This window comes from Streptomyces sp. NBC_00045, assembly GCF_045041095.1.
Taxonomy (GTDB): Bacteria; Actinomycetota; Actinomycetes; order Streptomycetales; family Streptomycetaceae; genus Streptomyces.
Genome location: NZ_CP108271.1, coordinates 2,614,010 through 2,640,089, shown reverse-complemented (window position 1 = coordinate 2,640,089; position 26,080 = coordinate 2,614,010). Strand labels below are relative to the sequence as shown.

Annotated in this window: 25 protein-coding genes and 1 pseudogene; 12 read left to right on the top strand and 14 right to left on the bottom strand. The window is 73.2% G+C overall.

Going from position 1 to position 26,080, the window contains the following annotated elements:
• Positions 1 to 29 precede the first annotated feature (29 nt).
• Positions 30 to 659 (bottom strand): TetR/AcrR family transcriptional regulator, encoded by a 630-nt coding sequence (locus tag OHA65_RS12375; protein ID WP_327283181.1) that lies wholly within the window; start codon positions 657 to 659, stop codon positions 30 to 32.
• Between the two features lie 131 nt (positions 660 to 790).
• On the opposite strand from OHA65_RS12375, the gene ddaH reads away from it, so the two are divergent.
• Positions 791 to 1,600, top strand: a complete 810-nt coding sequence (ddaH, locus tag OHA65_RS12370) for a dimethylargininase (RefSeq protein WP_327283180.1) — start codon at positions 791 to 793, stop codon at positions 1,598 to 1,600.
• A 13-nt stretch (positions 1,601 to 1,613) separates the two neighbouring features.
• Here the strand turns inward: ddaH and OHA65_RS12365 are convergent, their stop codons facing one another.
• Both OHA65_RS12365 and OHA65_RS12360 read right to left on the bottom strand, forming a co-directional pair.
• Positions 1,614 to 2,621: a small ribosomal subunit Rsm22 family protein gene (locus OHA65_RS12365; protein ID WP_327283179.1), complete on the bottom strand. Its 1,008-nt coding sequence runs from the start codon at positions 2,619 to 2,621 to the stop codon at positions 1,614 to 1,616.
• Between the two features lie 67 nt (positions 2,622 to 2,688).
• Positions 2,689 to 3,993 (bottom strand): multidrug effflux MFS transporter, encoded by a 1,305-nt coding sequence (locus tag OHA65_RS12360; protein WP_327283178.1) that lies wholly within the window; start codon positions 3,991 to 3,993, stop codon positions 2,689 to 2,691.
• Positions 3,994 to 4,101: 108 nt separating this feature from the next.
• Here OHA65_RS12360 and OHA65_RS12355 point away from each other — a divergent pair, with 108 nt between their 5' ends.
• From OHA65_RS12355 to OHA65_RS12345, 3 genes are all read left to right on the top strand, one after another.
• Positions 4,102 to 4,863 (top strand): SDR family oxidoreductase, encoded by a 762-nt coding sequence (locus OHA65_RS12355; protein WP_327283177.1) that lies wholly within the window; start codon positions 4,102 to 4,104, stop codon positions 4,861 to 4,863.
• Positions 4,864 to 4,930: 67 nt separating this feature from the next.
• Entirely contained in the window at positions 4,931 to 5,791 is an 861-nt protein-coding gene (locus tag OHA65_RS12350; protein ID WP_327283176.1) for a PhzF family phenazine biosynthesis isomerase, read from the top strand.
• A gap of 196 nt (positions 5,792 to 5,987) precedes the next feature.
• Positions 5,988 to 6,545: a GNAT family N-acetyltransferase gene (locus OHA65_RS12345; RefSeq protein WP_327283175.1), complete on the top strand. Its 558-nt coding sequence runs from the start codon at positions 5,988 to 5,990 to the stop codon at positions 6,543 to 6,545.
• 61 nt (positions 6,546 to 6,606) lie between these two features.
• On the opposite strand, the gene efeU is transcribed toward OHA65_RS12345, so the two are convergent.
• From efeU to OHA65_RS12315, 6 genes are all read right to left on the bottom strand, one after another.
• Positions 6,607 to 7,488, bottom strand: a complete 882-nt coding sequence (gene efeU, locus OHA65_RS12340; protein WP_327283174.1) for an iron uptake transporter permease EfeU — start codon at positions 7,486 to 7,488, stop codon at positions 6,607 to 6,609.
• Positions 7,489 to 7,513: 25 nt separating this feature from the next.
• On the bottom strand, positions 7,514 to 8,842 hold the full coding sequence (efeB, locus tag OHA65_RS12335) for an iron uptake transporter deferrochelatase/peroxidase subunit (protein WP_371643394.1): 1,329 nt from the start codon (positions 8,840 to 8,842) through the stop codon (positions 7,514 to 7,516).
• Positions 8,843 to 8,862: 20 nt separating this feature from the next.
• On the bottom strand, positions 8,863 to 10,011 hold the full coding sequence (gene efeO, locus OHA65_RS12330; protein ID WP_371643392.1) for an iron uptake system protein EfeO: 1,149 nt from the start codon (positions 10,009 to 10,011) through the stop codon (positions 8,863 to 8,865).
• A gap of 186 nt (positions 10,012 to 10,197) precedes the next feature.
• Positions 10,198 to 11,088: a heme ABC transporter ATP-binding protein gene (locus tag OHA65_RS12325; protein WP_405761868.1), complete on the bottom strand. Its 891-nt coding sequence runs from the start codon at positions 11,086 to 11,088 to the stop codon at positions 10,198 to 10,200.
• Positions 11,085 to 12,185, bottom strand: coding sequence for a FecCD family ABC transporter permease (locus tag OHA65_RS12320; protein WP_405761867.1), 1,101 nt, complete (start codon positions 12,183 to 12,185; stop codon positions 11,085 to 11,087). Before OHA65_RS12320 ends, OHA65_RS12325 begins: the two co-directional genes overlap by 4 nt.
• A 1-nt stretch (position 12,186) precedes the next feature.
• A complete protein-coding gene (locus OHA65_RS12315; protein WP_405761865.1) occupies positions 12,187 to 13,236 on the bottom strand; it encodes a hemin ABC transporter substrate-binding protein in 1,050 nt (349 codons plus the stop codon).
• A 138-nt stretch (positions 13,237 to 13,374) separates the two neighbouring features.
• On the opposite strand from OHA65_RS12315, the gene OHA65_RS12310 reads away from it, so the two are divergent.
• From OHA65_RS12310 to OHA65_RS12295, 4 genes are all read left to right on the top strand, one after another.
• A complete protein-coding gene (locus OHA65_RS12310; protein ID WP_327283169.1) occupies positions 13,375 to 14,901 on the top strand; it encodes an HtaA domain-containing protein in 1,527 nt (508 codons plus the stop codon).
• A gap of 73 nt (positions 14,902 to 14,974) precedes the next feature.
• Positions 14,975 to 16,426, top strand: coding sequence for an HtaA domain-containing protein (locus OHA65_RS12305; RefSeq protein WP_405761864.1), 1,452 nt, complete (start codon positions 14,975 to 14,977; stop codon positions 16,424 to 16,426).
• Positions 16,427 to 16,445: 19 nt separating this feature from the next.
• Positions 16,446 to 17,123 carry a PhzF family phenazine biosynthesis protein gene (locus OHA65_RS12300; RefSeq protein WP_327283167.1) on the top strand — a complete coding sequence of 226 codons (678 nt, stop codon included), beginning with the start codon at positions 16,446 to 16,448 and terminating at the stop codon, positions 17,121 to 17,123.
• Positions 17,124 to 17,188: 65 nt separating this feature from the next.
• Positions 17,189 to 17,521 carry a hypothetical protein gene (locus tag OHA65_RS12295; RefSeq protein ID WP_327283166.1) on the top strand — a complete coding sequence of 111 codons (333 nt, stop codon included), beginning with the start codon at positions 17,189 to 17,191 and terminating at the stop codon, positions 17,519 to 17,521.
• 1 nt (position 17,522) lies between these two features.
• Here the strand turns inward: OHA65_RS12295 and OHA65_RS12290 are convergent, their stop codons facing one another.
• Together OHA65_RS12290 and map are read right to left on the bottom strand one after the other, a co-directional pair.
• Positions 17,523 to 18,170, bottom strand: coding sequence for a heme oxygenase (biliverdin-producing) (locus OHA65_RS12290; RefSeq protein WP_405761863.1), 648 nt, complete (start codon positions 18,168 to 18,170; stop codon positions 17,523 to 17,525).
• Between the two features lie 154 nt (positions 18,171 to 18,324).
• On the bottom strand, positions 18,325 to 19,182 hold the full coding sequence (gene map / locus OHA65_RS12285; RefSeq protein WP_327283164.1) for a type I methionyl aminopeptidase: 858 nt from the start codon (positions 19,180 to 19,182) through the stop codon (positions 18,325 to 18,327).
• A gap of 72 nt (positions 19,183 to 19,254) precedes the next feature.
• On the opposite strand from map, the gene OHA65_RS12280 reads away from it, so the two are divergent.
• On the top strand, positions 19,255 to 19,494 hold the full coding sequence (locus OHA65_RS12280; RefSeq protein WP_327285628.1) for a hypothetical protein: 240 nt from the start codon (positions 19,255 to 19,257) through the stop codon (positions 19,492 to 19,494).
• A gap of 20 nt (positions 19,495 to 19,514) precedes the next feature.
• Here OHA65_RS12280 and OHA65_RS12275 read toward each other — a convergent pair whose 3' ends face one another.
• Positions 19,515 to 20,120: a hypothetical protein gene (locus OHA65_RS12275; RefSeq protein WP_327283163.1), complete on the bottom strand. Its 606-nt coding sequence runs from the start codon at positions 20,118 to 20,120 to the stop codon at positions 19,515 to 19,517.
• 114 nt (positions 20,121 to 20,234) lie between these two features.
• Here OHA65_RS12275 and npdG point away from each other — a divergent pair, with 114 nt between their 5' ends.
• Positions 20,235 to 20,963, top strand: coding sequence for an NADPH-dependent F420 reductase (gene npdG / locus OHA65_RS12270; protein ID WP_327283162.1), 729 nt, complete (start codon positions 20,235 to 20,237; stop codon positions 20,961 to 20,963).
• A 104-nt stretch (positions 20,964 to 21,067) separates the two neighbouring features.
• Here npdG and OHA65_RS12265 read toward each other — a convergent pair.
• A pseudogene (locus tag OHA65_RS12265) lies at positions 21,068 to 21,625 on the bottom strand (TerD family protein); the annotation flags it as partial.
• An 83-nt stretch (positions 21,626 to 21,708) separates the two neighbouring features.
• On the opposite strand from OHA65_RS12265, the gene OHA65_RS12260 reads away from it, so the two are divergent.
• The gene (locus OHA65_RS12260) at positions 21,709 to 21,894 is read left to right on the top strand and encodes a hypothetical protein (protein ID WP_054221878.1); all 186 of its coding nucleotides are present in this window, start codon (positions 21,709 to 21,711) and stop codon (positions 21,892 to 21,894) included.
• Between the two features lie 10 nt (positions 21,895 to 21,904).
• On the opposite strand, the gene OHA65_RS12255 is transcribed toward OHA65_RS12260, so the two are convergent.
• Positions 21,905 to 22,705, bottom strand: a complete 801-nt coding sequence (locus OHA65_RS12255) for a site-2 protease family protein (protein ID WP_327283160.1) — start codon at positions 22,703 to 22,705, stop codon at positions 21,905 to 21,907.
• A 73-nt stretch (positions 22,706 to 22,778) separates the two neighbouring features.
• On the opposite strand from OHA65_RS12255, the gene OHA65_RS12250 reads away from it, so the two are divergent.
• Positions 22,779 to 26,075 (top strand): BTAD domain-containing putative transcriptional regulator, encoded by a 3,297-nt coding sequence (locus tag OHA65_RS12250; protein WP_327283159.1) that lies wholly within the window; start codon positions 22,779 to 22,781, stop codon positions 26,073 to 26,075.
• The last annotated feature ends 5 nt before the right edge of the window (positions 26,076 to 26,080 follow it).

Below are 26,080 nucleotides of genomic sequence, written 5' to 3'. Positions count from 1 at the left end.
GCCAATTGTCCCCGCCCGGCCATCACCCGTCAGTCGTCGGTGACCTTCGCCACCCCGCCCAGCACCCGGTCCACCAGTGCGTCCGTGTACGCGTGCGTCAGCGGCGCCGTCCGCATCAGCCAGCGGTACGTCAGCGGCCCGACGAGCATCTCCACCGTCAGGCGCAGGTCCACGTCCTGTGCGAGCTGCCCGGCCTCCCGGGCGGTGCGCAACCGTGCCTCGTACAGGGCGAGCTGCGGCTCCAGCAGCTGCTCGGTGAAGCGGGCGCCCAGCTCCGGGTCGGTCGCCCCGGCGGCGGTCAGGGCGCGGGTGGGGGCCGCGTACTTCTCGTCGTTGAACTGGTCGACCGTCGCCCGCAGCACCAGCTTGAGGTCGGCGGCGAGGTCCCCGGTGTCGGGGAAGCCGGTCCAGCCGCTTTCGGCCTCCGCGTCCGCGCCGAGTGCGAGCGAGGCGTCCAGCAGGACCGCGGCCCTGGACGGCCACCAGCGGTAGATCGTCTGCTTGCCGACGCCCGCACGGGCGGCGATGGCCTCGATGGTCAGCTTGTCGTAGCCGACCTCACCGACCAGTGCGAGCGCCGCGTCGAGGATGGCCCGCCGGGAACGGTCGCTGCGGCGGGCGGGGTCGGGGGCTTTCCCGTCGGAGGTTCTGCTGCTCATCCGGACAAATTAGCAACGCGAGATGTCTCGTCTTCGTGTCATTCCGTAAACCACCCAATCAGTTCACTGCGCGGTCCCGGTTGAGGAGAGACGATTCTCTCGACATCTCCGTGAGTCGTGAGGAGCCTTCTTTGCGCAGAGACGCCACACCCCGGCGCTACCTGATGTGCCCACCCGCACACTTCAAGGTCACGTACTCCATCAACCCGTGGATGGATCCCACGAAACCGGTGGACCTGCCCCTCGCACACGCCCAGTGGGAAGACCTCCGGGACCGCTACCGCTCGCTCGGCCACACCGTCGAGACGCTCGTACCGGACCCCGGGCTGCCCGACATGGTCTTCGCCGCGAACGGCGCCCTCGTCGTCGACGGCCGGGTGCTCGGCGCCCGGTTCGCCTACCCGGAGCGCGCCGCCGAGGCGGAGATCCACCTCGAATGGTTCCGGTCCCACGGCTTCGAGGACATCCACGAGCCGTCCCATGTCAACGAGGGCGAGGGCGATTTCGCCGTCACCGCCAGCTACATCCTGGCCGGCCGGGGCTTCCGTTCCAGCCCGCTCTCGCACGACGAGGCGCAGGAGTTCTTCGGCCGGCCCGTCATCGGCCTCGACCTGGTGGACCCGCGCTACTACCACCTGGACACGGCGCTCTGCGTGCTCGACGGCGACGAGGTCATGTACTACCCGTCCGCCTTCTCGCCCGGCAGCCGGGCCGTGCTCAAGCGGCTGTTCCCGGACGCGCTGATCGCCGGCGACGAGGACGCGGCGGCCCTCGGCCTGAACGCGGTCTCGGACGGCCGGCACGTCCTGCTCCCGCAGGCAGCGGCCGGGCTGTTCGCACCGCTGCGGGACCGCGGCTTCGAGCCGGTCCCCATGGACCTGGGCGAGCTGCTCAAGGGCGGCGGCAGCGTGAAGTGCTGCACCCAGGAGCTGCGGATGTAGCGGCCGCGGGGTGCTACCGGGTGGCCGGCGGCCACTCCTGGCCCCAGTCGGCGTCCCGCGCCGCCTTGTACAGGTCACCGTGGCGCTTGCTCACGGTGGCCCGGGTCAGGCCCTCGCCCTCCGGACCACACAGGTCCAGTAGGACGAGCCCCTTCCGGATCTGCGGCCTCCGCGTGATCCGGGAGGGGACCGGCTCCACCGGGAAGCGGGTCGCGGCCACGTAGCTGAACTTCTCGTCCTCGTACGGCAGGGAGCCGCCCTTGACCTGCCGGTGCAGCGAGGACCGGCTGACCCGCGCCGAGAAGTGGCACCAGTCCTGCCCGACCTCGATCGGGCAGGTGCCGTCGTGCGGGCACGGCGCGGCGACCCTCAGCCCCGCCGCGATCAGCTGGTCGCGGGCCTCGCGGATGCGCAGGTACCCCTCGGGCGTGCCCGGCTCGATCAGCACCACCGCCTGCCCGGCGCGGGCCGCTTCGGCGACCACGGCCCGGCGGGCCTCCGGCGTCAGCTCGCCGAGGACGTACGACACCGTCACCAGGTCCGCCCCGGGGAGGGCCAGCTCCGATCCGATGACGGCCCGCCGCCACTCGGCGGCGCGCAGCACCTGCGATCCGGAGGACGCCGCGAGCTCCTTGCCGAGGGCCAGCGCCGGCTCCGCCCAGTCCAGGACCGTGGTGCCGCGCGGGCCGTCCCAGGTCGCGTCCACCGCCCAGGTCGCCGCGCCCGTGCCGCCGCCCACGTCGACGTGGGAGCCGGGGGACCACTGCGGGGCGGCCTCGGCGAGGGCGTCCAGGGCGGACCGTACGGCCTCGAAGGTGGCCGGCATCCGGTACGCCGCGTACGCGGCCACGTCGGAGCGGTCGCGCAGGACGGGTGCGTCGGTCGGGGTCCGGCCGCGGTAGTTGGCGATCAGCCGCTCGACGGCGGCGGTGGCCTGCTTCGGCGGGAGCCCGTCGAGCAGCCCGCCCAGCGCGGACCGGAGCGTTTCGGCGGTGGTGGGGACGGAGGCGGAGGCGTTCACCAGCGAAGTTTACGGCGCCCGGCGCACCCCGAACGCCGTGCACCCCGGGCGCCGTGCCCGCCGAGGCTCAGACCGCGGACTCCCGGTTCTGCCACGGCCGGCACATCGCGGTGAAGCAGCCCACCGCCAGCAGGGAGCACACCAGCTGGACCACCGCCATCGGCACCGCCGTGCCCTCGCCCGCGATCCCGACCAGCGGCGAGGCGATCGCCCCGACCAGGAACGAGGAGGTGCCCAGCAGCGCGGAAGCCGAGCCGGCCGCGTGCGGGGTGCGCATCAACGCCAACGCGTTGGTGTTCGGCAGGACCATGCCCATCGCCGTCATCAGCACGAACAGCGCGGCCGCGATCGGTACCAGCCCGACCGCCCCGAACACCCCCGAGGACATCAGCAGCAGCGCCACCGAGGCCGTGGTGATGACGGCGAGCCCGCCCCCCAGCACCCTGTCCAGGCGGACCCGGCCGACCAGCAGCTTGCCGTTGACCTGCCCGGCGGCGATCAGGCCCACCGAGTTGAGGCCGAACAGCAGGCTGAAGGTCTGCGGCGAGGCCCCGTAGATCTCCTGCACGACGAACGGCGAGGCGGAGATGTACGAGAAGAGCGTGGCGAACGCGAAGCCGCCGGTCAGGGTGTACCCGGCGAAGACGCGGTCCGCGAGCAACCCGCGCATGGTCCGCAGCGCGGAGCCCACGCCGCCGGTCTGCCGCCGCTCGGGCGGCAGGGTCTCGCCGAGGCTGCGCCAGACGACGAGGGTGAGCACGGCGCCGACACCGGTGAGGGCGACGAACACCCCGCGCCAGTCGGCGAAGCGCAGGATCTGGCCGCCGATGAGCGGGGCGATGATCGGGGCGACGCCGGAGATGAGCATCAGCGTGGAGAAGAACCGGGCCATCTCGACCCCGTCGTACAGGTCGCGCACGACGGCCCGGGCGATGACGACCGCGGCCGACCCGGCCAGGCCCTGGATCAGGCGGAAGCCGATCAGCATTTCCGCGGTCGGGGCGAGGGCGCAGATCGCGGTGGCCAGGACGTAGACGACCATGCCGAAGAGAAGGGGCCGGCGCCGGCCCCACTTGTCGCTCATCGGGCCGATGACGACCTGGCCCAGCGCCATGCCGGCGAGGCAGGCGGTGAGGGTGATCTGGATGGTGGCGGCCGGGCTGTGCAGGGCGCTGGTGACCTCCGGCAGGGCCGGCAGGTACATGTCCATGGACAGTGGGGGGAGGGCGCTGAGGCCGCCGAGTATGAAGGTGACGAGCAGTCCGGTCCTGCGGGCGGACTTGGTCTTCGGTGTGGAAACGGTCTGCGGTGCGGAGGGCGTCTCGGGCGACGGCTCGTGCGAGGGGGCCGTCGCGGGGCCTCTCTCCGACATGCGGAACTCCAGTCTTTTCGTCGTCTTTTCACACCCCCGACCGACCCATGCTCTCAGCTATCGGAACGTCCGTGGAGCGATGCGACATGTGACGTACCCTGCGGCCCCATGAACGCAAGTGGGAAGAAGATCGCCCTCGTGACCGGTGCGGGCTCCGGCATCGGCCGCTCCGTGGCCCTGACCCTGGCCGCCGCGGGCTGGGCGGTGGCCGCGGCCGGCCGCCGGACCGAACCGCTCCAGGAGACGGCGAAGGCGGCCGGGGCCGATGCGGACGTGCTGTGCGTACCGGCGGACGTGAGCGATCCGGACGACGTGGCCGCACTGTTCGCCGCGGTACGGGAGCAGTACGGGCGCCTCGACCTCCTCTTCAACAACGCCGGCACGTTCGGCCCGGGCGGGGTCCCGCTGGAAGACCTCGCCTACGAGGCCTGGCGCCACGTGGTGGACGTCAACCTGACCGGGTCCTTCTTGTGCGCGCAGGCGGCCTTCCGGCAGATGAAGGCGCAGGACCCGCAGGGCGGCCGGATCATCAACAACGGCTCGATCTCCGCGCACGTGCCCCGGCCGAACTCGGTCGCCTACACCGCGACCAAGCACGCGATGACGGGCCTGACGAAGTCGCTCTCGCTGGACGGGCGCCCGTACCGGATCGCCTGCGGGCAGATCGACATCGGCAACGCGGCCACCGAGATGACCGAGCGGATGCAGACCGGGATCCTCCAGCCGAACGGGCAGCTGGCGGTCGAGCCGGTGATGGACGCCGCCGACGTGGCGCGCACCGTGCTGCACATGGCGGAGCTGCCGTTGGAGGCGAACGTGCAGTTCGCGACGGTGATGGCGACGACGATGCCGTACATCGGGCGGGGCTGAACCCCGCCGGCGCCGGCGGGGGCGGACCGGCGGGAATGCCGTGCCCCGGGCCGGAGTTGAGCCGATCATGACGACTGAGGTATTGCGCTACACGGCGTTCTCCGCAGACCCCGCGGGCGGCAACCCCGCCGGGGTCGTGCTCGACGCGAGCGGCCTGGACGACGCCCGGATGCTGGAGATCGCGGCCGACCTGGGCTACAGCGAGACGGCCTTCCTGACCGCACCGCCACACGGCCTCGGCGGGGAGCCCGGACGGGCCTTCACCCTGCGGTTCTTCAGCCCGAAGGCGGAGGTCTCCTTCTGCGGGCACGCCACCGTGGCCACCTCGGTGGCGCTGGCGGAGCGGATCGGTCCGGGCGAGCTCGTCTTCGCAACCCCGGCCGGGACGGTGCCCGTCTCGGTCACCGCGACCGACGAGGGACTGCGGGCCGTCCTGACCAGCGTCGAACCGCACGTCGAGGACGTCGCCCCGGACGACCTCGCCGAGGCGCTGGCCGCGCTGGACTGGCCGCAGGCCGACCTGGACCCGGCCTTCCCGCCCAGGATCGCCTACGCCGGAAACCGTCACCTGGTGCTCGGCGCCGGCACCCGGGCCCGGCTCGCGGACCTCGCGTACGACTTCCCCCGGTTGGAGGCGCTGATGCAGCGCCTGGACCTGACCACCGTCCAGCTGGTGCACCGGGCGGGTCCGGCGCTGTTCGACGTACGGGACCCGTTCCCGGTCGGCGGCGTCGTCGAGGACCCGGCCACCGGAGCCGCCGCGGCGGCCTTCGGGGCGTACGCCCGCGAACTCGGCCTGGTCCCGGCGGACGCCGTGCTCACCCTCCACCAGGGCGAGGACATGGGCCGGCCCGGGGTCCTCACGGTGGAACTGCGGGCCGGTGACCCGCGGGTGAGGGTGGGCGGCAGCGGGGTCCGGATCGGATGAGCCACGGCCTGGTGGCGGCACCCGCCTACCGGGCAGAGGCCCCGGCGGCTCTGCCCGGCCCGGTGGTCCGCGCTGTCCGTACGCCCCCGGCGGGGCGTACGGGCCGGGCAACCGTCCGGCCGGGGCAGACGCCCGTGCGGGGCGCCGCTGTGGCGCGCGGCAGGAAGCGGCGGCGCGCAGCGGAGGCCCGGCCGTGATGACGGTGCTCGCCTACGCACAGGCCGAGCTCCCGGGCGGGCTCGCCGCGCAGGTCGCGGCCCTGGAGGCGCAGGCCTGGCCCGGCGCCGGCGGCGGGCACGACCCGGCATTGGCCCCCAAGGTGATGGTCCTCGTGGACGAGGGCGGCACGGTGACCGCCTCCCTCGCCCTGCTGTTCAAGGAGGTCCGGCACGCGGGGCGCACCCACCGCGCGGCCGGGCTCAGCGCGGTGGTGACCCTGGACACGGCCCGGGGCCGCGGGCACGGCGGGCACCTGGTGGCGGCGGCCCGTGCGGCGCTGGCCGCCGACCCGGCCGTGGACCTCGTCCTGTTCAGCTGCGACCGTCCGCTCGCCCCCTTCTACGAGGCGGCCGGCTTCACCCGGCTCCCCGGGACGGTACTGGTCGGCGGGACGCCCGAGGAGCCGCTGGCCACGGACGCGCCCGGGTTCGACAAGGAGGTCCTCGCGGACTTCCCCGGCCCGCACACCGATGCCGCGGCGTTCACGGGCGTACGGATCGCCCTGTACCCGGGGCTCGTCGACCGCCTCTGGTGACCCGGCCCGGACGTGCGGAAGGGGCCCGGATCATCTCGATCCGGGCCCCTTCGCCGATGCCTTACGAGCCGCTGCCCTCGGCCTTCGCGGGGACGCCCGCCGGCTGGGCCGCCGGAGCCGGTGCCGGCGCCGCGGGGGCCGCCTTGCGGGCGAACACCCCGAGGAACAGGAGCAGCGTCGGGACCAGGTACAGCAGCCACACCGAGACCTGGAGCCAGGTCGGGTCGGGCTGGAAGTTGAACGTGCCCTTCAGCAGGGTCCCGTACCAGCTGTCCGGCGGGATCGCCGCGCTGACGTCGAAGGCCTTGTTCAGGAGACCGGGCAGGAACTCGGCCTCCTGGAGGTCGTGCACCCCGTACGCGAGCACGCCCGCGGCGACCACGACCAGCATCCCGCCGGTCCACGTGAAGAACTTGGACAGGTTGATCTTCAGCGCGCCGCGGTAGAACAGCCAGCCCAGCACGATCGACGATCCGATGCCGAGCAGCACGCCCACCAGCGGACCCGCGCCGTCACCGGCCGCGTGGACCGACCGCCACACGAACAGCGAGGTTTCCAGGCCCTCCCGGCCGACGGCCAGGAAAGCCGTCGTCACCAGGGCGCCGGTGCCCATCGCGAGCGCCGCGTCGAGCTTGCCGTGCAGCTCGGTCTTCAGGTGCCGTGCGGTGCGCTTCATCCAGAAGACCATCCACGTCACCAGGCCGACCGAGACGATCGACAGGCTGCCGCCGATCGCCTCCTGCGCCTGGAACGTCAGCTCCGAGGTGCCGAATTCGAGCGCCGCGCCGAAGGCCAGGCTGAGCGCGGCCGCGAGGCCGACGCCGAGCCACAGCGGTCCCAGCTTGTCCTTGTTCCCGGTCTTCACCAGGTAGGCGATGAGGATGCAGACGACCAGGCTGGCCTCAAGCCCCTCACGCAGGCCGATCAGGTAGTTGCTGAACACGTCGGTTCCTTTCCGTTCCGCGGAACTACGCGAACAGCGCCCGGCCCCACCAGTCGTCCTTGTCACGGACGCCCGGAGGGACGGCGAAGAGGGCCGAGCTCACGTGCTGGATGTACTCGTTGAGCCCGTCGTGCTTGGACAGGTTGCGCTGGAGCGGGATGAAGCCCTTGCGGACGTCCCGCTGGTACGCGAGGAAGAACAGGCCCGCGTCGAGCCGGCCCAGTCCGTCCGAACCGTCGGTGAACGAGTAGCCGCGGCGCAGGATCGTCACACCGTTGTTGCTGTCGGGGTGCGCCAGGCGGACGTGCGCCTCCGGCTTCATCGCCTTCAGGAACGGCTCGTCGCGCTCCTTCGACTTGCCGACCGGTGCGCCCTCGGCCTTGTCCCGGCCGAAGATGTCCTCCTGCTCCTGGAGCGGAGTGCGGTCCCAGGTCTCGATGTGCATCCGGATCCGGCGGGCGACCAGGTACGAGCCGCCGGCCATCCACGCCGAGGCGCCCTTGGCCTCGTCCGCGACCCACACGTGCTTGTCGAGGGCGGCGGTGTCGGTGCCCGCGATGTTCCGGGTGCCGTCCTTGAAGCCCATCATGTTGCGCGGGGTCTGCTGGTCCGGGGTGGTGGACGAGGTCTTGCCGAAGCCGAGCTGCGACCAGCGCACCGCGGTCTTGCCGAAGCCGATCCGGGCGAGCTGGCGGATCGCGTGCACCGCGACCTGCGGGTCGTCCGCGCAGGCCTGCACGCAGAGGTCGCCGCCGCTCTTGGCCGGGTCCAGGTTGTCGCCGGGGAACTGCTCCAGGTCGACCAGGGCCTCGGGGCGCCGGTCCTCCAGGCCGAACCGGTCCTTGGCGAACAGCGAGGCGCCGAAGCCGATGGTCAGCGTCAGGCGGGACGGCTTGAGGCCGAGGGCCTCGCCGGTGTCGTCCGGCGGCGCCTCGGGGAGGCCGCCGACCGCGCCCTCGCCGACGGGGAGGCCCGCCGTCATCCGCTCGGCGGCCCGCGTCCAGTCCTTGAGGAGCTGGACGAGCTCCGCGCGGTCCTTCGTCTTCACGTCGAACGCGGCGAAGTGCAGCCGGTCCTGGACGGCGGAGGCGATGCCGGCCTGGTGCGCGCCGTGGAAGGGCACGGCGGAGCCGCTGAGCGCGGCCGGAACCGCGTCGCTGCCGCTGCTGAGCGCGGCGACCGTGCCGCCCGCCGCGGCGGCGCCGAGCGCGAGCCCGGCACCGCCCCAGCCGAGCACGGACCGGCGGGACGGCCCGCCGGTGGCATCGCTGCCGGTGGCGGACGCGACGGCTTCGGTCGACGCGGCGGACTCGGCGGCTGCGTCGGTGGTGGTGGTGCTGGTGTCCTCAGACATGTCCGTACCCCTGATACGCGTTACTTGGTGACGGCGGCGGCAAGCTTCGACAGCGGCTCCCCGAGCGCGCTGACGGCGTCCGAGAGTTCCTTGCGCTGGTCCTGGCCGACCGTCTCGTACGAGGCGAAGTCGTAGGTGTTCTTGTCGGCGCGGTACTTGTCGAGCAGCGTGTTCATCGCGGCGAACTGCTTGTCCAGCTCCGCGGACAGGGCCGGGTCGTTCTTCGCGGCGGCCGGCTTGAGCAGCTCGTACGCCTTCTGGGCGCCCTCGACGTTGGCCTTGAAGTCGACCAGGTCGGTGTGGCTGTAGCGCTCTTCCTCACCGGTGACCTTGCCGCTGGCCACCTCGTCCAGCAGCTCCTTGGCGCCGTTCGCCATGGAGGTCGGGGTGATCTCCGCCTGGCCGACCTTCTTCTGCCAGCCGGTGAGGTCGGTCATCAGCTGGTCGGCGAGCTTCTTCTCGTCGTCGCCGATCTTGTTGTCGGCGAACAGGGCCTTCTCCAGGCGGTGCCAGCCGGTCCAGTCCTTCGCCGGGTCCTGGCCGGCCTCCAGGCCGTCCTCGCGGACGTCGACCTTCGGGTCGATGTCGCCGAAGGACTCGGCGACCGGCTCGGTGCGCTCCCAGCCGATGCGGGACACGGCGTACGCCTTCTTGGCGGCCTCGACGTCGCCGGCCTTGACCGCGTCCGCGAAGGCCTGCGCCTTGGGGAGGGTCTCGTCGGCCTGCTCCTGCACGTACTTGCGGTACGCGGCGACCGCGGCGTCCAGCTCCGGGCTGCGCTTCTCGGCGGCGCCGTTGCCCGTGGCCTTGACCTTCTGGCGGATGCCGTCGCCCTTCATGCCGGGCTTGCAGGCGATCTCGTAGTCACCGGCCTTGATCTCGGCGGTGATGGAGGCCTTGGTGCCGGGGCCGATGTTCTCGCGCTCGGCGACGATGCGGTCGTCCGGGAAGAGGACGTAGACCTCGGTGACCTTGGAGCCCTTGTTCTCGACCTCGATGGTGACCTTGCCGGCCGGGAACTCCGTCTTGGAGACCTCGCAGGCGCTGTCGGAGGCGGCGACCTTGATGGCCCCGTCGCCGGCGCCGCTCTTCTCGGCGCAGCCGGTGACGGCGGTGAGCGCGGCCACGGCGGCAGCCGCGGTGAGGGCGGTGAGGCGGGCGGGGCGCATGGGCTGGCTCCTGGCTGTCTGGCGTTCGGCAGACGGCCGCCCCGATCAGGAGGGCGGCCGGTGAGGCGGACCTAACTTAACCGAGGCTTACCTGACCCATGCTCGCGGGTCCAGTGATTCAGGCCACAGATACGACCGCCGGACACGGGGCCGTCACGGTGCCTTCAGGTCCAGCCCAAAGAAAGGTCAAGCGGAGGTCAAGTCGGTGTGGCCGTTCCGTAGGACGGAAAGGTCGTCGTCCCGTACGGGGAGCACAAGCGGAACCCTCGTACGCGGATGTGGCAGCACCTCGACGGGCTGCCGATAGACCCGGCTCAGCAGCTCGTCCCCGAACACCTCGCCTGGTGGCCCGTCCGCCGCGATCCGCCCGCGGTGCAGCACGGCGGCCCGGTCGGCGTGGGCCGCGGCCAGCCCGAGGTCGTGCAGGACGACGACCACCGCGTCCCCGGCCGCGGCCCGCTCCCGGCAGATCCGGAGCACCAGCTCCTGGTGGCGCAGGTCCAGTGCCGCGGTCGGCTCGTCGAGGAGCAGCAGCGGGGCCCGCTGGGCCAGCACCCGGGCCAGGGCGACCCGGGCCCGTTCGCCGCCGGAGAGCGCGGAGAAGGGGCGATCGGCGAAGTCCGCCACCTCCGTGGCGGCCATGGCGGCGGCCACCGCCTCCTCGTCGGAGTCGGCGAGCGGGGTGCCGGACCACGGGGCGCGGCCCATGCGGACGACGTCCCCGACCGGGAAGGGGAAGGACACGGTCGCCGACTGGGGCAGCACGGACCGGCGCAGTGCCAGATCCGGGGCCGGCCAGTCGCCCGCCGGCCGCCCGTCGATCCGTACGAGGCCCTCGGCGGCGGGCAGATCGGCCGCGAGGGCGGCCAACAGGGTCGATTTCCCCGCGCCGTTCGGGCCCACCAGCGTCAGTACCTCGCCGGCCCGGGCGGTCAGGTCGATCCCGGCCAACACCGTGCGCCCGCCGAGCCTGACGTGGAGGCCGACGGCCTCGGCGACCGCCGCACCGGGGGCCGGCCGGGCGGGAACCCCGCGCCCGCCGCGCCGGAAGAAGGGGAGGGAGAAGGGGGTGCTCACGCCCAGCCTCCCTGCTTGCGGCGGGTACGGCGCAACAGCCAGAAGAAGAAGGGGCTGCCGATCAGCGCGGTCAGCACGCCGAGCGGCAGCTCGGCCGGCCGGGCGATGGTCCGGGCGGCTAGATCGCCCCCGAGCAGCACCACAGCGCCGGCGAGGGCGCTGCCCGGGACCAGGGAGCGGTGGCCGGGGCCGTTCGCCATGCGCAGCAGGTGTGGGACGAGCAGCCCGACGAAGGTGATGATGCCGGCCACGGCGACGGCGGCCGCGGTGAGCAGCGCGACGACGAGGACGAGCACGACGCGCAGCCGTTCCACGTCCACGCCGAGATGGTGGGCGGGCCGCTCGCCCAGCGAGAGCAGGTCCAGCTTGCGGGCGTAGAAGGGAGCGATCGTCAGGCCGGCCAGCGCGCACGGTAGGACGGCGAGCACCTTGGGCCAGGTGGCCTGGGCGAGGGAGCCGAGCTGCCAGAAGGTGATCTGGTTGACCTGGCCGCTGTCCGCGAAGAACACGAACAGGCCGATCAGGGCGCCGGCGAAGGCGTTGACCGCGATGCCGGTCAGGATGAGGGTGACGACCTCGGTCTTGCCGCCGTTGCGGGACAGGAGGTAGACGGAGCCGACGGTGACGAGCCCGGAGACGAACGCGCAGGCGGTGATGGTCCAGTTGCCGAAGAAGCCGAGCCCGAGTCCGATGGCGGCCACCGCGCCGACGGCGGCGCCCGCGGAGATCCCGATGACGCCGGGCTCGGCGAGCGGATTGCCGAACACCCCCTGCATCAGGGCCCCCGCGCAGCCCAGGCTCGCACCGACGAGCAGGGCGAGCGCGACCCGGGGGAGCCGAACGTTCCACAGCACGCTCTCGCCCACCCGGTCGAGCGGGGCTCCGCCGAGCCCCAGGCGGTGCTGGACGGACCCGAGGACCTCTCCGACGGGTATCCCGTAGGCCCCCACCCCGGCGGACACCAGCGCCAGCCCCCCGAGCGCGACGACCAGCCCCACGGCCAGCCACGCCTCGGTCCGGCGGGGCGCCCCGTCCGTCCGGGGCTCCCCGTGGACGAGGTCCGGGGCGGCCGCGGTGACCGTGTTCCGTCCCGTCACGTCACGCGGTCCTTCCGTAGAGCTGGGAGATCAGGGAGCCCAGCACCTGGTCCGTGCGCGGGCCGTAGTTCAAGAGGACGCCGTCGTCGACGGCGACCACCCGCCGGTCCATTCCGGCAGGGGTCTGCGCCACGCCCGGGATCTTCACCAGGCCTTCCGTGCCGCCCACGGACTCCAACCCCTTGGACATGACCAGGATGGCGTCCGGCGCGGCAGCCGCCAGGGCCTCGCTCGTGATCGGGGTGAAGTCCTTGCCGAGCCCCGACTCCTGGCCCGTGTCCACGGCGCCGGCCGCTTCGAGCAGTGAGGCCGCCCCCGAGTCGGAGCCGCCCATCAGGTACACGGATGCGGTGCCGCGCAGGTAGAGGAAGGCCACCCGGGGCTTCTTCCCGGTGGCCGCGGTCGCGGGGATGTCCTTGCGGACGGCGGCGATCCGCTCGGCGGTGCGCTGGTTCAATCGCACCCCGGCGTCCTTGACGCCGAGCGCGTCGGCGACCGTCCCGATCCGCTTCGGCACGTCCTCCAGGGACTTGGCCGGGGCGACGACGAGCAGCGGGACGCCCGCGTCGCGGATCTGCCCGATCGCCTCGGCCGGGCCGGTGGTGGTCTCGGCCAGTACCAGGGTCGGGCGCAGCGACAGCACGCTCTCGGCCGACACGTCGTGACCCCGGGTCACCACCGGTAGCTGCGCGGCCTGTTCGAAGGTGGCGGTGATGTCGCGGGCGACGACCTGGGGACCGAGGCCCAGGGTCTGGACGATCTCGTTCAAGCCGCCGGTCAGCGGGACCACCCGCTCCACGGAGGTCACCGTCACCTGCCGGCCGTCCGCCGAGGACACGGTCGCCGGGAGCGCGGGCAGCGGCGCCGGGGCGAGCGGTTCCACCCGGTCGGGCACGGCGGCGGGCCGGGCTGCCGTGCCGGGTCCGGAGTCGGTGGCGGACGTGCCCGCGCAGCCCGTCAGGGCGGCCAGTGCCAGCGCGGCGACGGTGAGGACGAGGGCGAGGGCAAGGGCGCGGCGGGGCAGGCGGGTTGAAGCGGCGGGCGTAGGCACGAAGGCACCGTCCTGATCGTCCGGCTGGAGGTCTGGGATTCGGGGGCCGGGTCGAGGTTCCGGGGAATCGGGGGTTCCCCTCCGACTGGAGGTAGCTTAGGTTAGCCTAACCTTATTAACTAGCCCTGGGGGGCGTCCATGCCTGCAAGACCGGCCCGCGCGTCGACAGTCGCCCTGTTGGCGACCCTGGCGGCCTTGTGGGGCGCCCTGCTCCCGGCGACCGCCGCCCATGCGGCCGAACGCCCCGTACAGGGGGGCCGGCTCGACTGGGGCATCAAATCCTCCTTCCAGAGTTACGTCACCGGTCCCGTCGCGAAAGGCGCTTTCCAGCTGAAGAACGGCGCCGCCACGGTCGGCGGCAGCCTGTTCCGCTTCCACTCGGCCACCGGCTCCTACGATCCGGACTCCGGAGCCTTCGAGGCCTCCTTCAGCGGCGGCGTCGGCTTCCAGGGCCACCAGAAGCCGGACGGTGCGTACGAGTTGGACCTGACGGTCAGCCGCCCCACCGTCAAGATCGATGGAGGCGGCGGCACCCTCTACGCGGACGTCACGGGCAAGGCCAAGGACACCGGCGAGGTCAGCACCCGGACCCGGGTTCCCTTCGCCACCCTCGGCCTCGGCGGGATCAACATGAAGGGCGGCGCCAGCCCCGTCGTCCTGACCGGCGTCCCGGTCACCCTCACCGACCAGGGTGCCAAGGCCTTCGCGGGCTACTACTCGGCGGGCGACCGGCTCGACCCCCTCTCCCTCTCCGTCGACGTCAAAGCCGCCCCGGCCGCCGGCACCCCGCCGTCCGCGAGCGCCCCGGGGCAGACCCCGCAGCCTCCGCCGGACCCGCAGGCCGCCCGGGGAGCGTTCGCCGACGCCGCCGTCGACTGGGGTGTCCGGCGCACGTTCCGCGAGTACGTCACCGGGTCCGTCGGCCAGGGCAGATGGACCCTCGCCGAGGGGGCCCGGGACGGCGGCGCGCTGTTCCGGTTCCCGCAGGGCAAGGGCGCGTACGACGGCTCGAAGGGGACGCTCGACGCCTCCTTCGCCGGCACGGTCCATTTCACCGGCGTCCATCTCGACCTCGAACTCGGCAGGCCGCGCGTCACGGTGGAGAACGGCAAGGGCGTCCTGTCCGCGGACGTCACCACCGGCGGTGAGACGAAGGGCGCCGTCCCGCTCGTCGAGTTCGACGCCAAGGGGCTGAAGACCGAGGGCGCACTCGCCACCCTCACCGATGCCCCCGCGACCCTCACCGAGGGCGGCTCGCAGGCCTTCGGTTCCATGTATAAGGCGGGCACCGAGATGGACCCCGTCTCCCTCGCCGTCGCGCTCGATGCCACCGCGAAGCTGCCGGCCCTGCCCGACCTGGGCTCCACGGCCCCGCCCGCCCCGCCCGCCGCCCCCGGCCCGTCGCCCGCGCCCGTCGCCGAGGAGGGGGAGTCTTCGAACGCCGGGCCGTACGTCGCCCTCGGCGTGGCCGTCCTGGTCCTGGTCGGCGGCGCGACCCTCCTCCTCCTGCGCCGCAACCGCCGTACGGAGCCCACCCCCGCCGGACCGGACGCCCCGATCGCCCCGCCCGCCCCGGATGCCCCGACGACCCCGACCGCCCCGACGACCTCGGACGCCCCGGGCGGTTCCGCCGGGTCCGGGGGCCCGCAGCAGTCCCGGCCCTGACACCCCCGTCGTTCCCGCCCCTGCCCCTCCCGTTCCGTCAGCCACCCCCGTCGCCTTTCAGGAGGCCTGCCCCATGACCTCGTCCCACCGTCGTCCCCTCGCCCTCGCCATCGCCGCCGCGGCGGTGCTCGGCGCCACTGCCTTCGTCCTGCCCGCGACGGCGGCGGGCGGCGGGCAGGCCCCGGCGGCCGTCGCCGCCGCGCCGACGCCGATCGTGAACGGCACCCTCGACTGGGGCGTCCTGGCGAGCTACCGCTCGTACGTCCTCAACATCGCCAAGGGCACGATCACCCTGGCGGACGGGGCCGCGCTGAACTCCGACGGCACCTTCCGCTTCGGTTCGGCGACGGGCCGGTACGACAAGGACGGCGGGCACGTGGTGACCGCCGCCTTCAAGGGCAGCGTCACCTTCGACGCGCCCGCCCACGGCTTCAAGGTGACCCTCGCCAACCTCCGCTTCGACACGGGTACGAAGAAGCTGACGGCCGACGTCACCAAGAACGGCACCCTCACCCCCGGCGTCCCGCTGGCGGACGTGGCCTTCGGCGGCCCGGCGATGGACAAGCTGGGCACCACCCTCACCAAGGAGGCGGCGGAGCAGCTGGGTTCGGACAAGTACGTCGGTCTGGCCGGCGACCCGCTCACGGCGGCACTGGAGTTCGCGCAGCCCTCGCCGTCCCCCTCTCCGTCCGCGACGACGTCCGCCCCGGTGTCCCCGTCCGCCTCGGCCCCGTCGACGGGGGCGGCGCCCTCGCAGAGCACCGGCTCCCCGGCGGCCGACGGGCCCCAGCAGCTCGTGGGCGGCCGGCTGACCTGGGGGGTGAAGGACTCGTTCCGCTCGTACGTGGTGAAGGGCGGCGGCTCGGTCACCCCGGCGGGCGGGGCCGTCGCGAGCGGCGACACCTTCGCCTTCGCCCTGGGCAAGGGCGAGCTGGACACCGCGAAGCAGAAGCTGAGCGCCTCGTTCGCGGGCAGCCTGCGCTTCCAGCGGGCCGACCACGGCGTCGACATGACCTTCGCGAACCTGCGCGTCAACGCCGAGGGCAAGAAGGGCACCCTCGTCCTGGACGTCAAGACGCCCACCGCCACCAAGGCGGACGTCCCCTTCGCCACGCTCGACCTGTCGAAGACCGAGTACCGGACCACGGGCGGCCTGCTGACCCTGAACGCCGTCCCCGCCGCCTTCACCGCGGAGGGCGCGGCCGCCATCGGGGCGCCCAGCCCGGACTACGCGGAGGGCAAGCCGACCGACCCCGTCACCCTCTCCGTGTCCGTCGACAAGGACGCCGTGCTCCCCACGGGGACGCCCACCACCGCGCCCACCGCGACCCCCGCGCCGGCCACCGCCGGCGGCACGGGAGGCGCCGTGGGAGGTGGCGGCGCTGGCGGCAGCATCGGCGGGAACCTCGCCAGCACCGGCGCCGAACTCCCGGCCACGGCCCTGCTCGCCGCCTCCGGCGCAGCCGTCGTGGCCGGTGCGGGCGCCGTCCACCTCGCGCGCAGGCGGCGCTCAGTCCGGATGTGAACCGTGTTTCAATTCCAGCGTGAACGATCTCGATGTGCTCAGTGTCTTCTGTGCGGGCGACGGGCGGTACGGCAACCTGCTCGGCGTCGTGCGCGACGGCCGGTCCTGCCCCGACGACGCGTCGCGGCAGGCCCTGGCCGCTGAACTCGGCTACAGCGAGACGGTGTTCGTCGACGACCCCGAGCGCGGGGTCGTCGACATCCGCACCCCCGGAACGCGGATGTCCTTCGCGGGTCATCCGCTGGTCGGCGTCGCCTGGCTGCTCGACATCGAGGAGCTCCAGCCGCCGGCCGGCTCCGTATGGGCCCGTGACGACGGCGAGTTCACCTGGATCACGGCCCTCCCCGAGTGGGTCGAGGGCAAGCGCACCGAGCAGTACGCCAGCCCCGCCGAGGTCGACGCGCTGCCCGCGCCGCCGCCGGGCGAGGGCTGGCTGTACGCCTGGGCCTGGGAGGACGAGACCGCGGGCCGCATCAGGGCCCGCGGCTTCCCGCGCCGCCCCGACGGGGCCATCACCGAGGACGAGGCCACCGGCTCGGCCGCGATACTGCTGACCGCCGAGCTGAACCGGGCCCTGAACATCACCCAGGGCGCGGGCTCCCAGATCCTCACCGCGCCCGGCCCGGACGGCACGGTCGAGATCGGTGGCCGCGTCCGCTTCGCCAAGCCCCCGCAGGCCCGCCCCGGAACTGAGTAGGCGCGCACCCGAAGTTGAGTACGCGCACCCTGGGGCCGGGCTGGCGCCTGCGGTGGAATGGGCGCATGAACACGAATTCGACCGCCGCGCAGCACCCCACCGGAACGCAGCAGTGGCTGCTGGTCCCCGCGCTCTTCACGGCGCTGACGCTGGCGGCCGCAGGCCTGAGCTACTCGACTTCCTACCTGCCGCAGGCGTCGCGCTGGCTCCTGCTGCCGTACCTGATCCCGCTGGGGCTGGCCGCCGCCACCTGGCGGCGGCCGCGGACCCCGCAGCAGAGGACGAACCGCATCGTGGCGGGCAGCATCGGCTGCGCGCTCGCCCTCTTCTACGCCAAGGGCGCCGAGGCCCTGCTGTTCTGCATCGGCCTGGCGGTCTGGCTGATCCAGGGCGACTGACTCAGGCGCTCAGGGGGAACGCTTCGCCCAGCTGGCGGAAGACCGCCCCGTTGAAGTCGAAGGCGCGCTTGCACTCGTCGATGATGCGCTGCTTCTCCAGGTCGTCCGCGGCGATCGCGTCCAGCAGTTCCCGGTAGGTCCGTTTGAAGGCCGCGGGGTTGGAGATGTCCGCGAAGACGTAGAACCGCACCCCGTCGCCCTTGCGCGTGAAGCCCCAGGTCCGCTCCGCCTTGTCGCGGATGATCTGGCCGCCCGAGAGGTCGCCCAAATAGCGGGTGTAGTGGTGGGCGACGTATCCGCCGGGCCAGGTGGCCGCGCACTGCGCCACGCGGGCCGCGTAGGCCTGCGTCGCGGGCAGCGCGATCAGCGTCTCGTGCCAGGCCGGTCCGCGCAGGTGCGCCAGGTCCCGCTCGATCTCGGCGACGCGCATCAGCTCGGGCCGTATGAACGGGCCCGCCACGGGGTCGTCCTTCAGGGACGCGGCCGCGTCCTCCAGAGCCCGGTACACGAACCACAGCTGCTCGGTGTAGCGCGCGTACGCGTCCACCCCCAACCGGCCGCCGAGCAGGTCGCTCATGAACGTCGAGGTCTCCGCCTCGGTGTGCTGCTCGTGCGAGGCGACACGGATGACCGTGGAGAAGGCGTCCAAGACAATCCTCCGGAGACGGGACGAGGGACGGGTCCGACGGGCTCGGGCCCGGCGGGCGTGACGGCGCGGCCGCCACGCCCGATCCTCGTGCTTAGGGTTACCTAAGTCAATGTGTTCCCGACGTGCTGTCGGTAAAACACTCCCGGCGGAAGTTTTACGGCAGGGTGAGGATCTCGGCTCCCGTGTCCGTCACCACCAGTGTGTGCTCGAACTGCGCGGTGCGCTTGCGGTCCTTCGTGACGACCGTCCAGCCGTCCGCCCACATGTCGTACTCGTGCGTGCCCAGGGTCAGCATCGGCTCGATCGTGAAGGTCATCCCGGGCTCGATGACCGTCGTGGCGTGCGGGCTGTCGTAGTGCGGGATGATCAGGCCGGAGTGGAAGGACGAGTTGATCCCGTGCCCGGTGAAGTCCCGGACCACGCCGTAGCCGAAGCGCTTCGCGTACGACTCGATGACCCGGCCGATCACGTTGATCTGGCGGCCCGGCTTGACGGCCTTGACGGCCCGGTTCAGGGCCTCGCGGGTGCGCTCCACCAGCAGCCGCGACTCCTCGTCCACCGCCCCGCACAGGTACGTGGCGTTGTTGTCCCCGTGCACGCCGCCGATGAACGCGGTGACGTCGAGGTTCACGATGTCGCCGTCGCGCAGGACGGTGGAGTCGGGGATGCCGTGACAGATGACCTCGTTGACCGAGGAGCACAGGGACTTGGGGAAGCCCCGGTAGCCCAGCGTCGACGGGTAGGCGCCGTGGTCGCACATGTACTCGTGCGCGACCCGGTCCAACTCGTCGGTGGTCACCCCCGGGGCGATCAGCTTGGCGGCCTCTTCCATCGCCTGGGCGGCGATCCGACCGGCGATGCGCATGGCCTCGATGGTCGCGGCCGACTGCACCTCCGGTCCGGTGTACGGAGTGGGCGCGGGCTTGCCCACGTACTCGGGCCTGCGGATGTTTCCGGGAACGGAACGGACGGGAGAAAGCTCGCCTGGTACGAGCAGCGACTGGCCAGACATGCAAGCGAGTGTATCCAGCGGGGATGGGGCAGCATGGCGGCAGAGAGCGGTATCGAGAGGAGCCCTACGACGATGGCCCTGTTCAAGAAGCGCCAGGTGGGCAAACCCGGCGAGTGGTACTACTGCCTGGTCCACCACAAGGTCGAGGAAGGCCCGGAATGCCCGGCGAAGGACCGGTTCGGACCGTACGCGACGCCGGAGGAGGCCAACCACGCCATGGAGACGGCGCAGGAACGCAACCTCGAATGGCAGAACGACCCCAAGTGGAACGACAAGACCCCCGACGAGGACGAGGGCACGGCCGCGCCCTAGGACCGCCGGGCCGGGGCGGGCTACCAGCGGCTCGGCGGCGGGGCGGTCAGCTGGTCGGCCAGCCGCGCCAGCCGGTCCCGCAGCCGCCGCGGCCCGCGCTGCTCCGGCAGGCCGTTCTCCCCGGCCGCCGCGCTGACCAGGTGCTGCACCGTGTCCAGGTCCAGCTCGCCGGCGCCCTCCCGGACGGACAGGGCGTCGTGCGCGAGCGCGGCGAGATCCGGATCACCGCCGTCCAGGGACAGTACGGTCGCCCCCGCGCGCCGGGCGTCGTGCACCCGATCCAGCAGCCCCGCCCCGGGCCGCTCCGGCGCCACCACCAGCAGCGTGTGCCCGCGCCGGGCCCCCTCCAGCCGGCCCAGCCCCACCGCCAGGTGCGGCGGCGCCCCGGGCAGCACGCGGTGGCGCACCAGCGTGGGCGCCAGCTCCGGCAGCCCCGACCAGGCGGCCTCGTCCACCAGGTGGGCCGCCAGGTGCCAGGGCTCGTACTGCTCGGTGCCCACCAAGAGCAAGCTCCCGCCGGCCGGAGCCACGGAACGGCGCAGCGACCCGGCGAAGCGGCGCGCGGTCGCGGGCCACTGCGTACCGGCGAGCACCTCGCGCAGCAGCGCGACCCTCACGGCGTCCATATCGGCATCCTGCCGCATGGAAGGGACGTACAGGAGCGCTTCGCCCCGCTTCGCCCGGCAGTGCGGGCCCCGTGTCCGTTCGACTCTGCGGATCACGGCATTACCCTCGCCCCCATGACCTCCTCAGACAGCAATCAGATTCCGCCCGCCACGGCACCGGCGAAGGCGCCGGCCAAGGACCCGTGGGACCTGCCGGACGTGTCGGGCCTCGTCGTCGGCGTCCTCGGCGGCACCGGCGACCAGGGCCGGGGCCTGGCCTACCGGCTGGCGCGGGCCGGCCAGAAGGTGATCATCGGCTCCCGTGCCGCCGACCGTGCGCAGGGCGCAGCCGACGAGCTGGGCCTCGGCGTAGAGGGCGCGGACAACGCCGAGTGCGCGCGCCGCAGCGACATCGTGATCATCGCCGTGCCGTGGGAGGGCCACGCCAAGACCCTCGAAGCCCTCCGCGAGGACCTCGCGGGCAAGCTCGTGGTGGACTGCGTCAACCCGCTCGGCTTCGACAAGCAGGGCGCGTACGCCCTCCAGGTCGAAGAGGGCAGCGCCGCCCAGCAGGCCGCGGCCCTGCTCCCCGACTCCCGGGTCACGGCGGCCTTCCACCACCTCTCGGCGGTGCTGCTCCAGGACGCCTCGGTCGAGGAGATCGACACCGACGTGATGGTCCTCGGAGAATCCCGCGCCGACACGGACATCGTCCAGGCCCTGGCCGCCCGCATCCCGGGCATGCGCGGAGTCTTCGCGGGCCGCCTGCGCAACGCCCACCAGGTGGAATCCCTGGTCGCCAACCTCATCTCCACCAACCGCCGCTACAAGGCCCACACGGGCCTGCGCGTCACGGACATCTGACATCTGACGTCGGACATCTGACGTTGAGGGGAGGCCGCCGGGCCCGGCGGCCTCCCGAAGCCGTCCGCCGGGCCCGGCGGCGCCGCCACCCCGGTCAGCCCCGGTCAGCCCCGGCGTCCGCCGCGCGCCTCGACGGGCCCCAGATGCGCCACGACCCCCTGGTAGAAGCGGTCCACGGCCTCGTCGACGCTGCGGATGAAACCGGACTCCGTGTTCCCGCGGGTGTTGCCCATGCCCTTGATCAGCGACAGCCGGAACCCGGTGAGGGGTGCGCCGCCCTTGGGCAGCAGGTCGCCCGGCTCGGGGCGCAGCCGCTCCAGGGTGCCGCGCGGCCCGTTCCCCTCCTCGACGAGGCTCTCCACGTGCAGGTCCGCCGGCGCCTCGGCCAGCAGCCGAACCAGCCGCTTCACCGTGGTCAGCGGATACGAGCCCGCCGGCGCCGGTACGTCGACCGAGGTGCGGACCTTGCCCGTCCGCAGATCGGCGGTGACCGCGAGGACGCTGCTCGTCCCGTCGATGCGCAGCTCCGCCGTGAGCCGCCCGTCCCGGCACAGCTTCTCCGCCGCCGCCGCACGACGCGCCTGCGGGTCGCTTCCGCGCCGGGCGCGCTGCACGGGGAGCGCCTTCTGCCCGAGTTCCCCGCCCAGGCGCAGGCAGACCTGGCTGCCTTTACGGGAGCACTGCGGGGCATGGGGGACACTGGTGGGGCTCGACCCCGTTCCGTGTTGCCGAGGAGCTGTTCCCCATGCCCCGCCTTGCCGTGTTCGCCATCGTCGTCTGCGTCCTGTCCGTGGCCGCGGCCGTGGTCGCCTTCGTGGAGGGCAGCTTCCTGGGGATCGTGTGGGTGCTACTGGCCGGCCTCACGTCCAACATGGCCTGGTTCTACCTGCGCAAGGCCAAGGCCGAGAAGGCCTCGCGCTCCGCGGGCTAGGCGCGGCCGCTCACGGCTGGGGTGCGGCGCAGAAGCCGTTCGTGTCCTGCCAGAAGCGGTAGAGGTCGCGGCCGCAGAAGGTCTCCAGGTCGGACACGCCCAGCGTGGACAGCAGATTGCGCACCACGTCGAAGAAGTACCCGTTGACCTCCGGGATCCACAGCAGCGCGAACACCGCGATCAGCCCGAACGGCGCCAGTGGCGCCACCTCGCGGCGGATCCGGTACGACAGCCAGGGTTCGATGATCCCGTAGCCGTCCAGGCCCGGGACCGGCAGGAAGTTCAGGATCGCCGCCGAGACCTGGAGCAGCGCGAGGAAGGCGAGCGCGAAGCGGAACGCCATCGGGACGCCGTCCAGGGCGTTCAGCCAGAACGGCGCCGTGCAGACGACCGCGAACGCCACGTTGGTCAGCGGGCCCGCCGCCGAGATGATGCTGTGCTTCCAGCGGCCCTGGATCCGGTCGTGCTCGATGTAGACGGCGCCGCCGGGCAGGCCCAGCCCGCCCATGATCACGAAGATCACCGGCAGGATGATGCTGAGCAGCGCGTGCGTGTACTTCAAGGGGTTCAGCGTGAGGTAGCCCTTGGCCCCGACCGTGAGGTCCCCGCTGTGCAGGGCCGTGCGGGCGTGCGCGTACTCGTGCAGGCACAGGGAGACGATCCAGGCCGAGGTCACGAACAGGAACACGGCGAGCCCGGTGCTCGTCGAATACCCCGTCCACACGGCCCACCCGGTGACCGCCATGACCGCGACGATCCCGAGGAATACGGAACTGATCTGCCGCTCGCCGCGGCTGCCCTGATGACCCATGCGGCGAAACCTACCCCGGGCAGGGGGCCAAAAGGAGTACGGGCCAGGGGGTGGGGCCAGCGACAATGGGCCCGTGCGTTACGCGATTCTCGGTACTGCCCAGGCCAGCAGCGACGACGGGACACCCGTCGCCGTCGGCGGAACACGCCTGCGCGCGCTGCTGACCGCGCTCGCGCTGCGCCCCGGACGGGCGGTGCAGGCGCACCTCCTCGTGGCGGAGGTGTGGGACGGTGACCGGCCGGCGGACGCCCCGGCCGCGCTCCAAGCCCTGGTGGGCCGGCTGCGGAAGGCGCTGGGACACGGGGCGGTGCGCTCGGTGGAGGGCGGCTACCTCCTCGTCGCCGCGAGCGAGGACGTCGACCTGTACCGCTTCGAGCGGCTCGTCCGGGCCGGAGCCGCCGCGCAGGACCCCGCCGAGGCGGCCGCCCGCTATGACGAGGCCCTGGCGCTGTGGCGCGGCCCGGCACTGGCGGACCTGCCCGAATCGGCGGCCGAGTCCGTCCGCTGGGAGGCCGTGCGCATGGACGCGCGCCGGGGCCGGCTCGCGGCGGCCCTGGCCCTGGGCCAAGCCGAGCGGGCCCTCCCGGAACTGACCGTCCTGTGCGGGGAGCGCCCGCTGGACGAGCCGCTCCAGGTCCTGCGGATCCGGGCGCTGCGGGACACGGGCCGGGCGGCGGAGGCACTGGCCGCCTACGACACCGTCCGCCGGCACCTCGCCGCCCGCCTGGGCACCGACCCGGGCCCCGAACTGCGGGCCCTCCACACGGCCCTCCTGGCCCCGCCGCCGGCCGACACCCCCCGGCCCCCCGCCGTCGCCCACCCTGCGCAGCCGGTGCCGGAGCCCGTCGCCGCCGGGCATGGCCAGGGGAACCTGCGGGTGCGGCTGACCAGCTTCGTCGGCCGCGAGGACGACATCAAGGTCATCGGCGAGGACCTCGGGCGGGCCCGGCTCGTCACCCTCCTCGGGCCCGGCGGGGCCGGGAAGACCCGACTGTCCCAGGAGGCCGCCGAGCACGCCGCCCGGGCGTGGCCCGACGGCGTGTGGCTCGTGGAGCTGGCTCCGGTGGACGACCCCGAGGACGTCGCCGAGGCCGCGCTCACCGCGCTCGGTGCGCGCGAGACCAAGCTGCGCACCGCCACCGAGGAGCTGCGGGCGCTGACCGACCGGGCCGGGGACGAGCCCCTCGGCCGGCTCGCGGAACACTGCGCCCGCCGCCGGATGCTGATGATCCTCGACAACTGCGAGCACGTCATCGGCGCCGCCGCCGAACTCGCCGAGGAACTCCTCGCCCGCTGCCCCGGCGTGCGGATCCTGGCCACCAGCCGCGAACCCCTCGGCGTGCCCGGCGAGTTCCTACGACCGGTGGAGCCGCTGCCCGACCCCGTCGCACTGCGCCTGCTCGGCGAGCGCGGGGCCGCCGCCCGGCCCGGGTTCCGCACCGACGACGACCCCGAGGCCGCCGCCGAGATCTGCCGCCGCCTCGACGGGCTGCCGCTCGCCATCGAGCTCGCCGCGGCCCGGCTGCGCCTCCTCACCCCGCGCCAGATCGCCGACCGGCTCGACGACCGCTTCCGGCTCCTGACCAGCGGCGCCCGGACCGTACTGCCCCGCCAGCAGACGCTGCGCGCCGTCGTCGACTGGTCCTGGGACCTGCTCGACGCACCGGAACGGGCCGTGCTGCGCCGGCTGTCCGTCTTCGCCGGCGGCTGCGACGTCGCCGCCGCCGAAGCCGTGTGCGCCGACCCCCACACCCTCGACCTGCTCGGCTCCCTCGTCGACAAGTCCCTCGTCGTGGCCGCCCCGGGCCCCGACGGCACCGGCATGCGCTACCGGATGCTGGAGACCGTCGCCGAGTACGCAGCCGAGCGGCTGGCCGAAGCCGGCGGGGACCGCGCCGACGCCGAGCGCCGCCACCTCACGTACTACCGCGAACTCGCCCGCACCACCGAGCCGCTGCTGCACGGCCGCGGCCAGCGCGAGGCCACCACCAGGTTCGCCACCGAGTACGAGAACCTCCGTACCGCGCTGCGCCGCGCCGTCGCGGCCCGCGACACCGGCGAGGTGCTCTGCCTGGTCCACTCCCTCGTCTGGTACTGGCAGATGCACGACCTGCGCGCCGAGTCCCGGCACTGGTCCAACGCCGCCGCCGCGCTCGGCCCCGACCCCTTCCTCGCGCCCGTCGTCCCCGCGGAGCCGGTGTACGAGCGGCTCGTGGACTCGCCCCCGCCGTACAGCGGGGACCAGCTCAACGAGGCCTGGCGCGGCATCCGGCTGATCCAGCTGGCAGCCCGCGACCAGCACAGCGGGAGCTGGAACGCGCCCGACGTCCTGGAACGGGCAGAGGGGGTCCTCGCCGCCTACCGGCCCGGCCTCCCGCAGACCTGCCGGTACCCGGCAGGTCTGTGGATCTTCGCCGTGATGATCGCCGGGGATCCCGCGCTGCTCCAGCAGGTCCTCGACGTCACCGTCGACACCGCCCGCGAGCTGGACTTCCGCTGGGAGCTGGCCGCCGCCCTCCAGGTACGGGCCAACGTCTTGGCCAACCGGGCCGACTGGTCCGGCGACGCGGCCCGCGACGCCGACGAGAGCCTCGCCCTCTTCGAGGCGCTCGGCGACGACTGGGGCTGCGCGGAGGCCCTTTCCGCCCGCGCCGAATCACTGGAGAAGCGCGGCGAGTTCGCGTCGGCCGCCAACGACTACCGGTCCGCGATCGAACACGCCGAGCGGCTCGGCGCCCCGTCCCAGGTCTCCGTTCTGCGCGTGAGGATGGCCGGGGGCCTGATCGAGAGCGGTGCCCTCGCCGAGGCCGAGGAGATCCTCACCGAGGCCGTGGACACCACGCGGTCCTACGGCAACGAGGCCCTGCCGGCCGCCCGGATGTTCCTCGCGATCATCAACGGCCGCACCGGGCGCATCGCCGAGGCCCACCGCCACCTCCGGCTGCTGCGCGAGGAGTTCGCGTTCGGCGTGCACGGGGTCTTCGACGGGTTCCTGCTCGGCACGATGGCCTGGCTGGAGAACCGGGAGGGCAAGTACACGGAAGCCCTCGCCCTGCTGCGGCAGGCCATGGAGAGCGTCCGGGACCCGCTCGCCGTGATGGTCACCCCACAACTTCCCGCCGTGTACCTGATGACGGCGGCCCTCTCCCGCATCTGCCTCGGCGGCCCGCAGGACGCCTACGACGCCGCGCGGCTGCTCGGCGCGTACCGGGCGCTGCTGCCGCCCCTGCACTTCGCGGTCAGCACGGAACGCGAGGACGCGGCCCGCGCCGAGGAGCTGACGCGCGCCGCGCTCGGCGACGCTGCCTACGAGGCGGCGTACGCCGAAGGCGGCGGCCTCACCCTGGAGGAGGCCACCGCCCTCATCTGACCCGG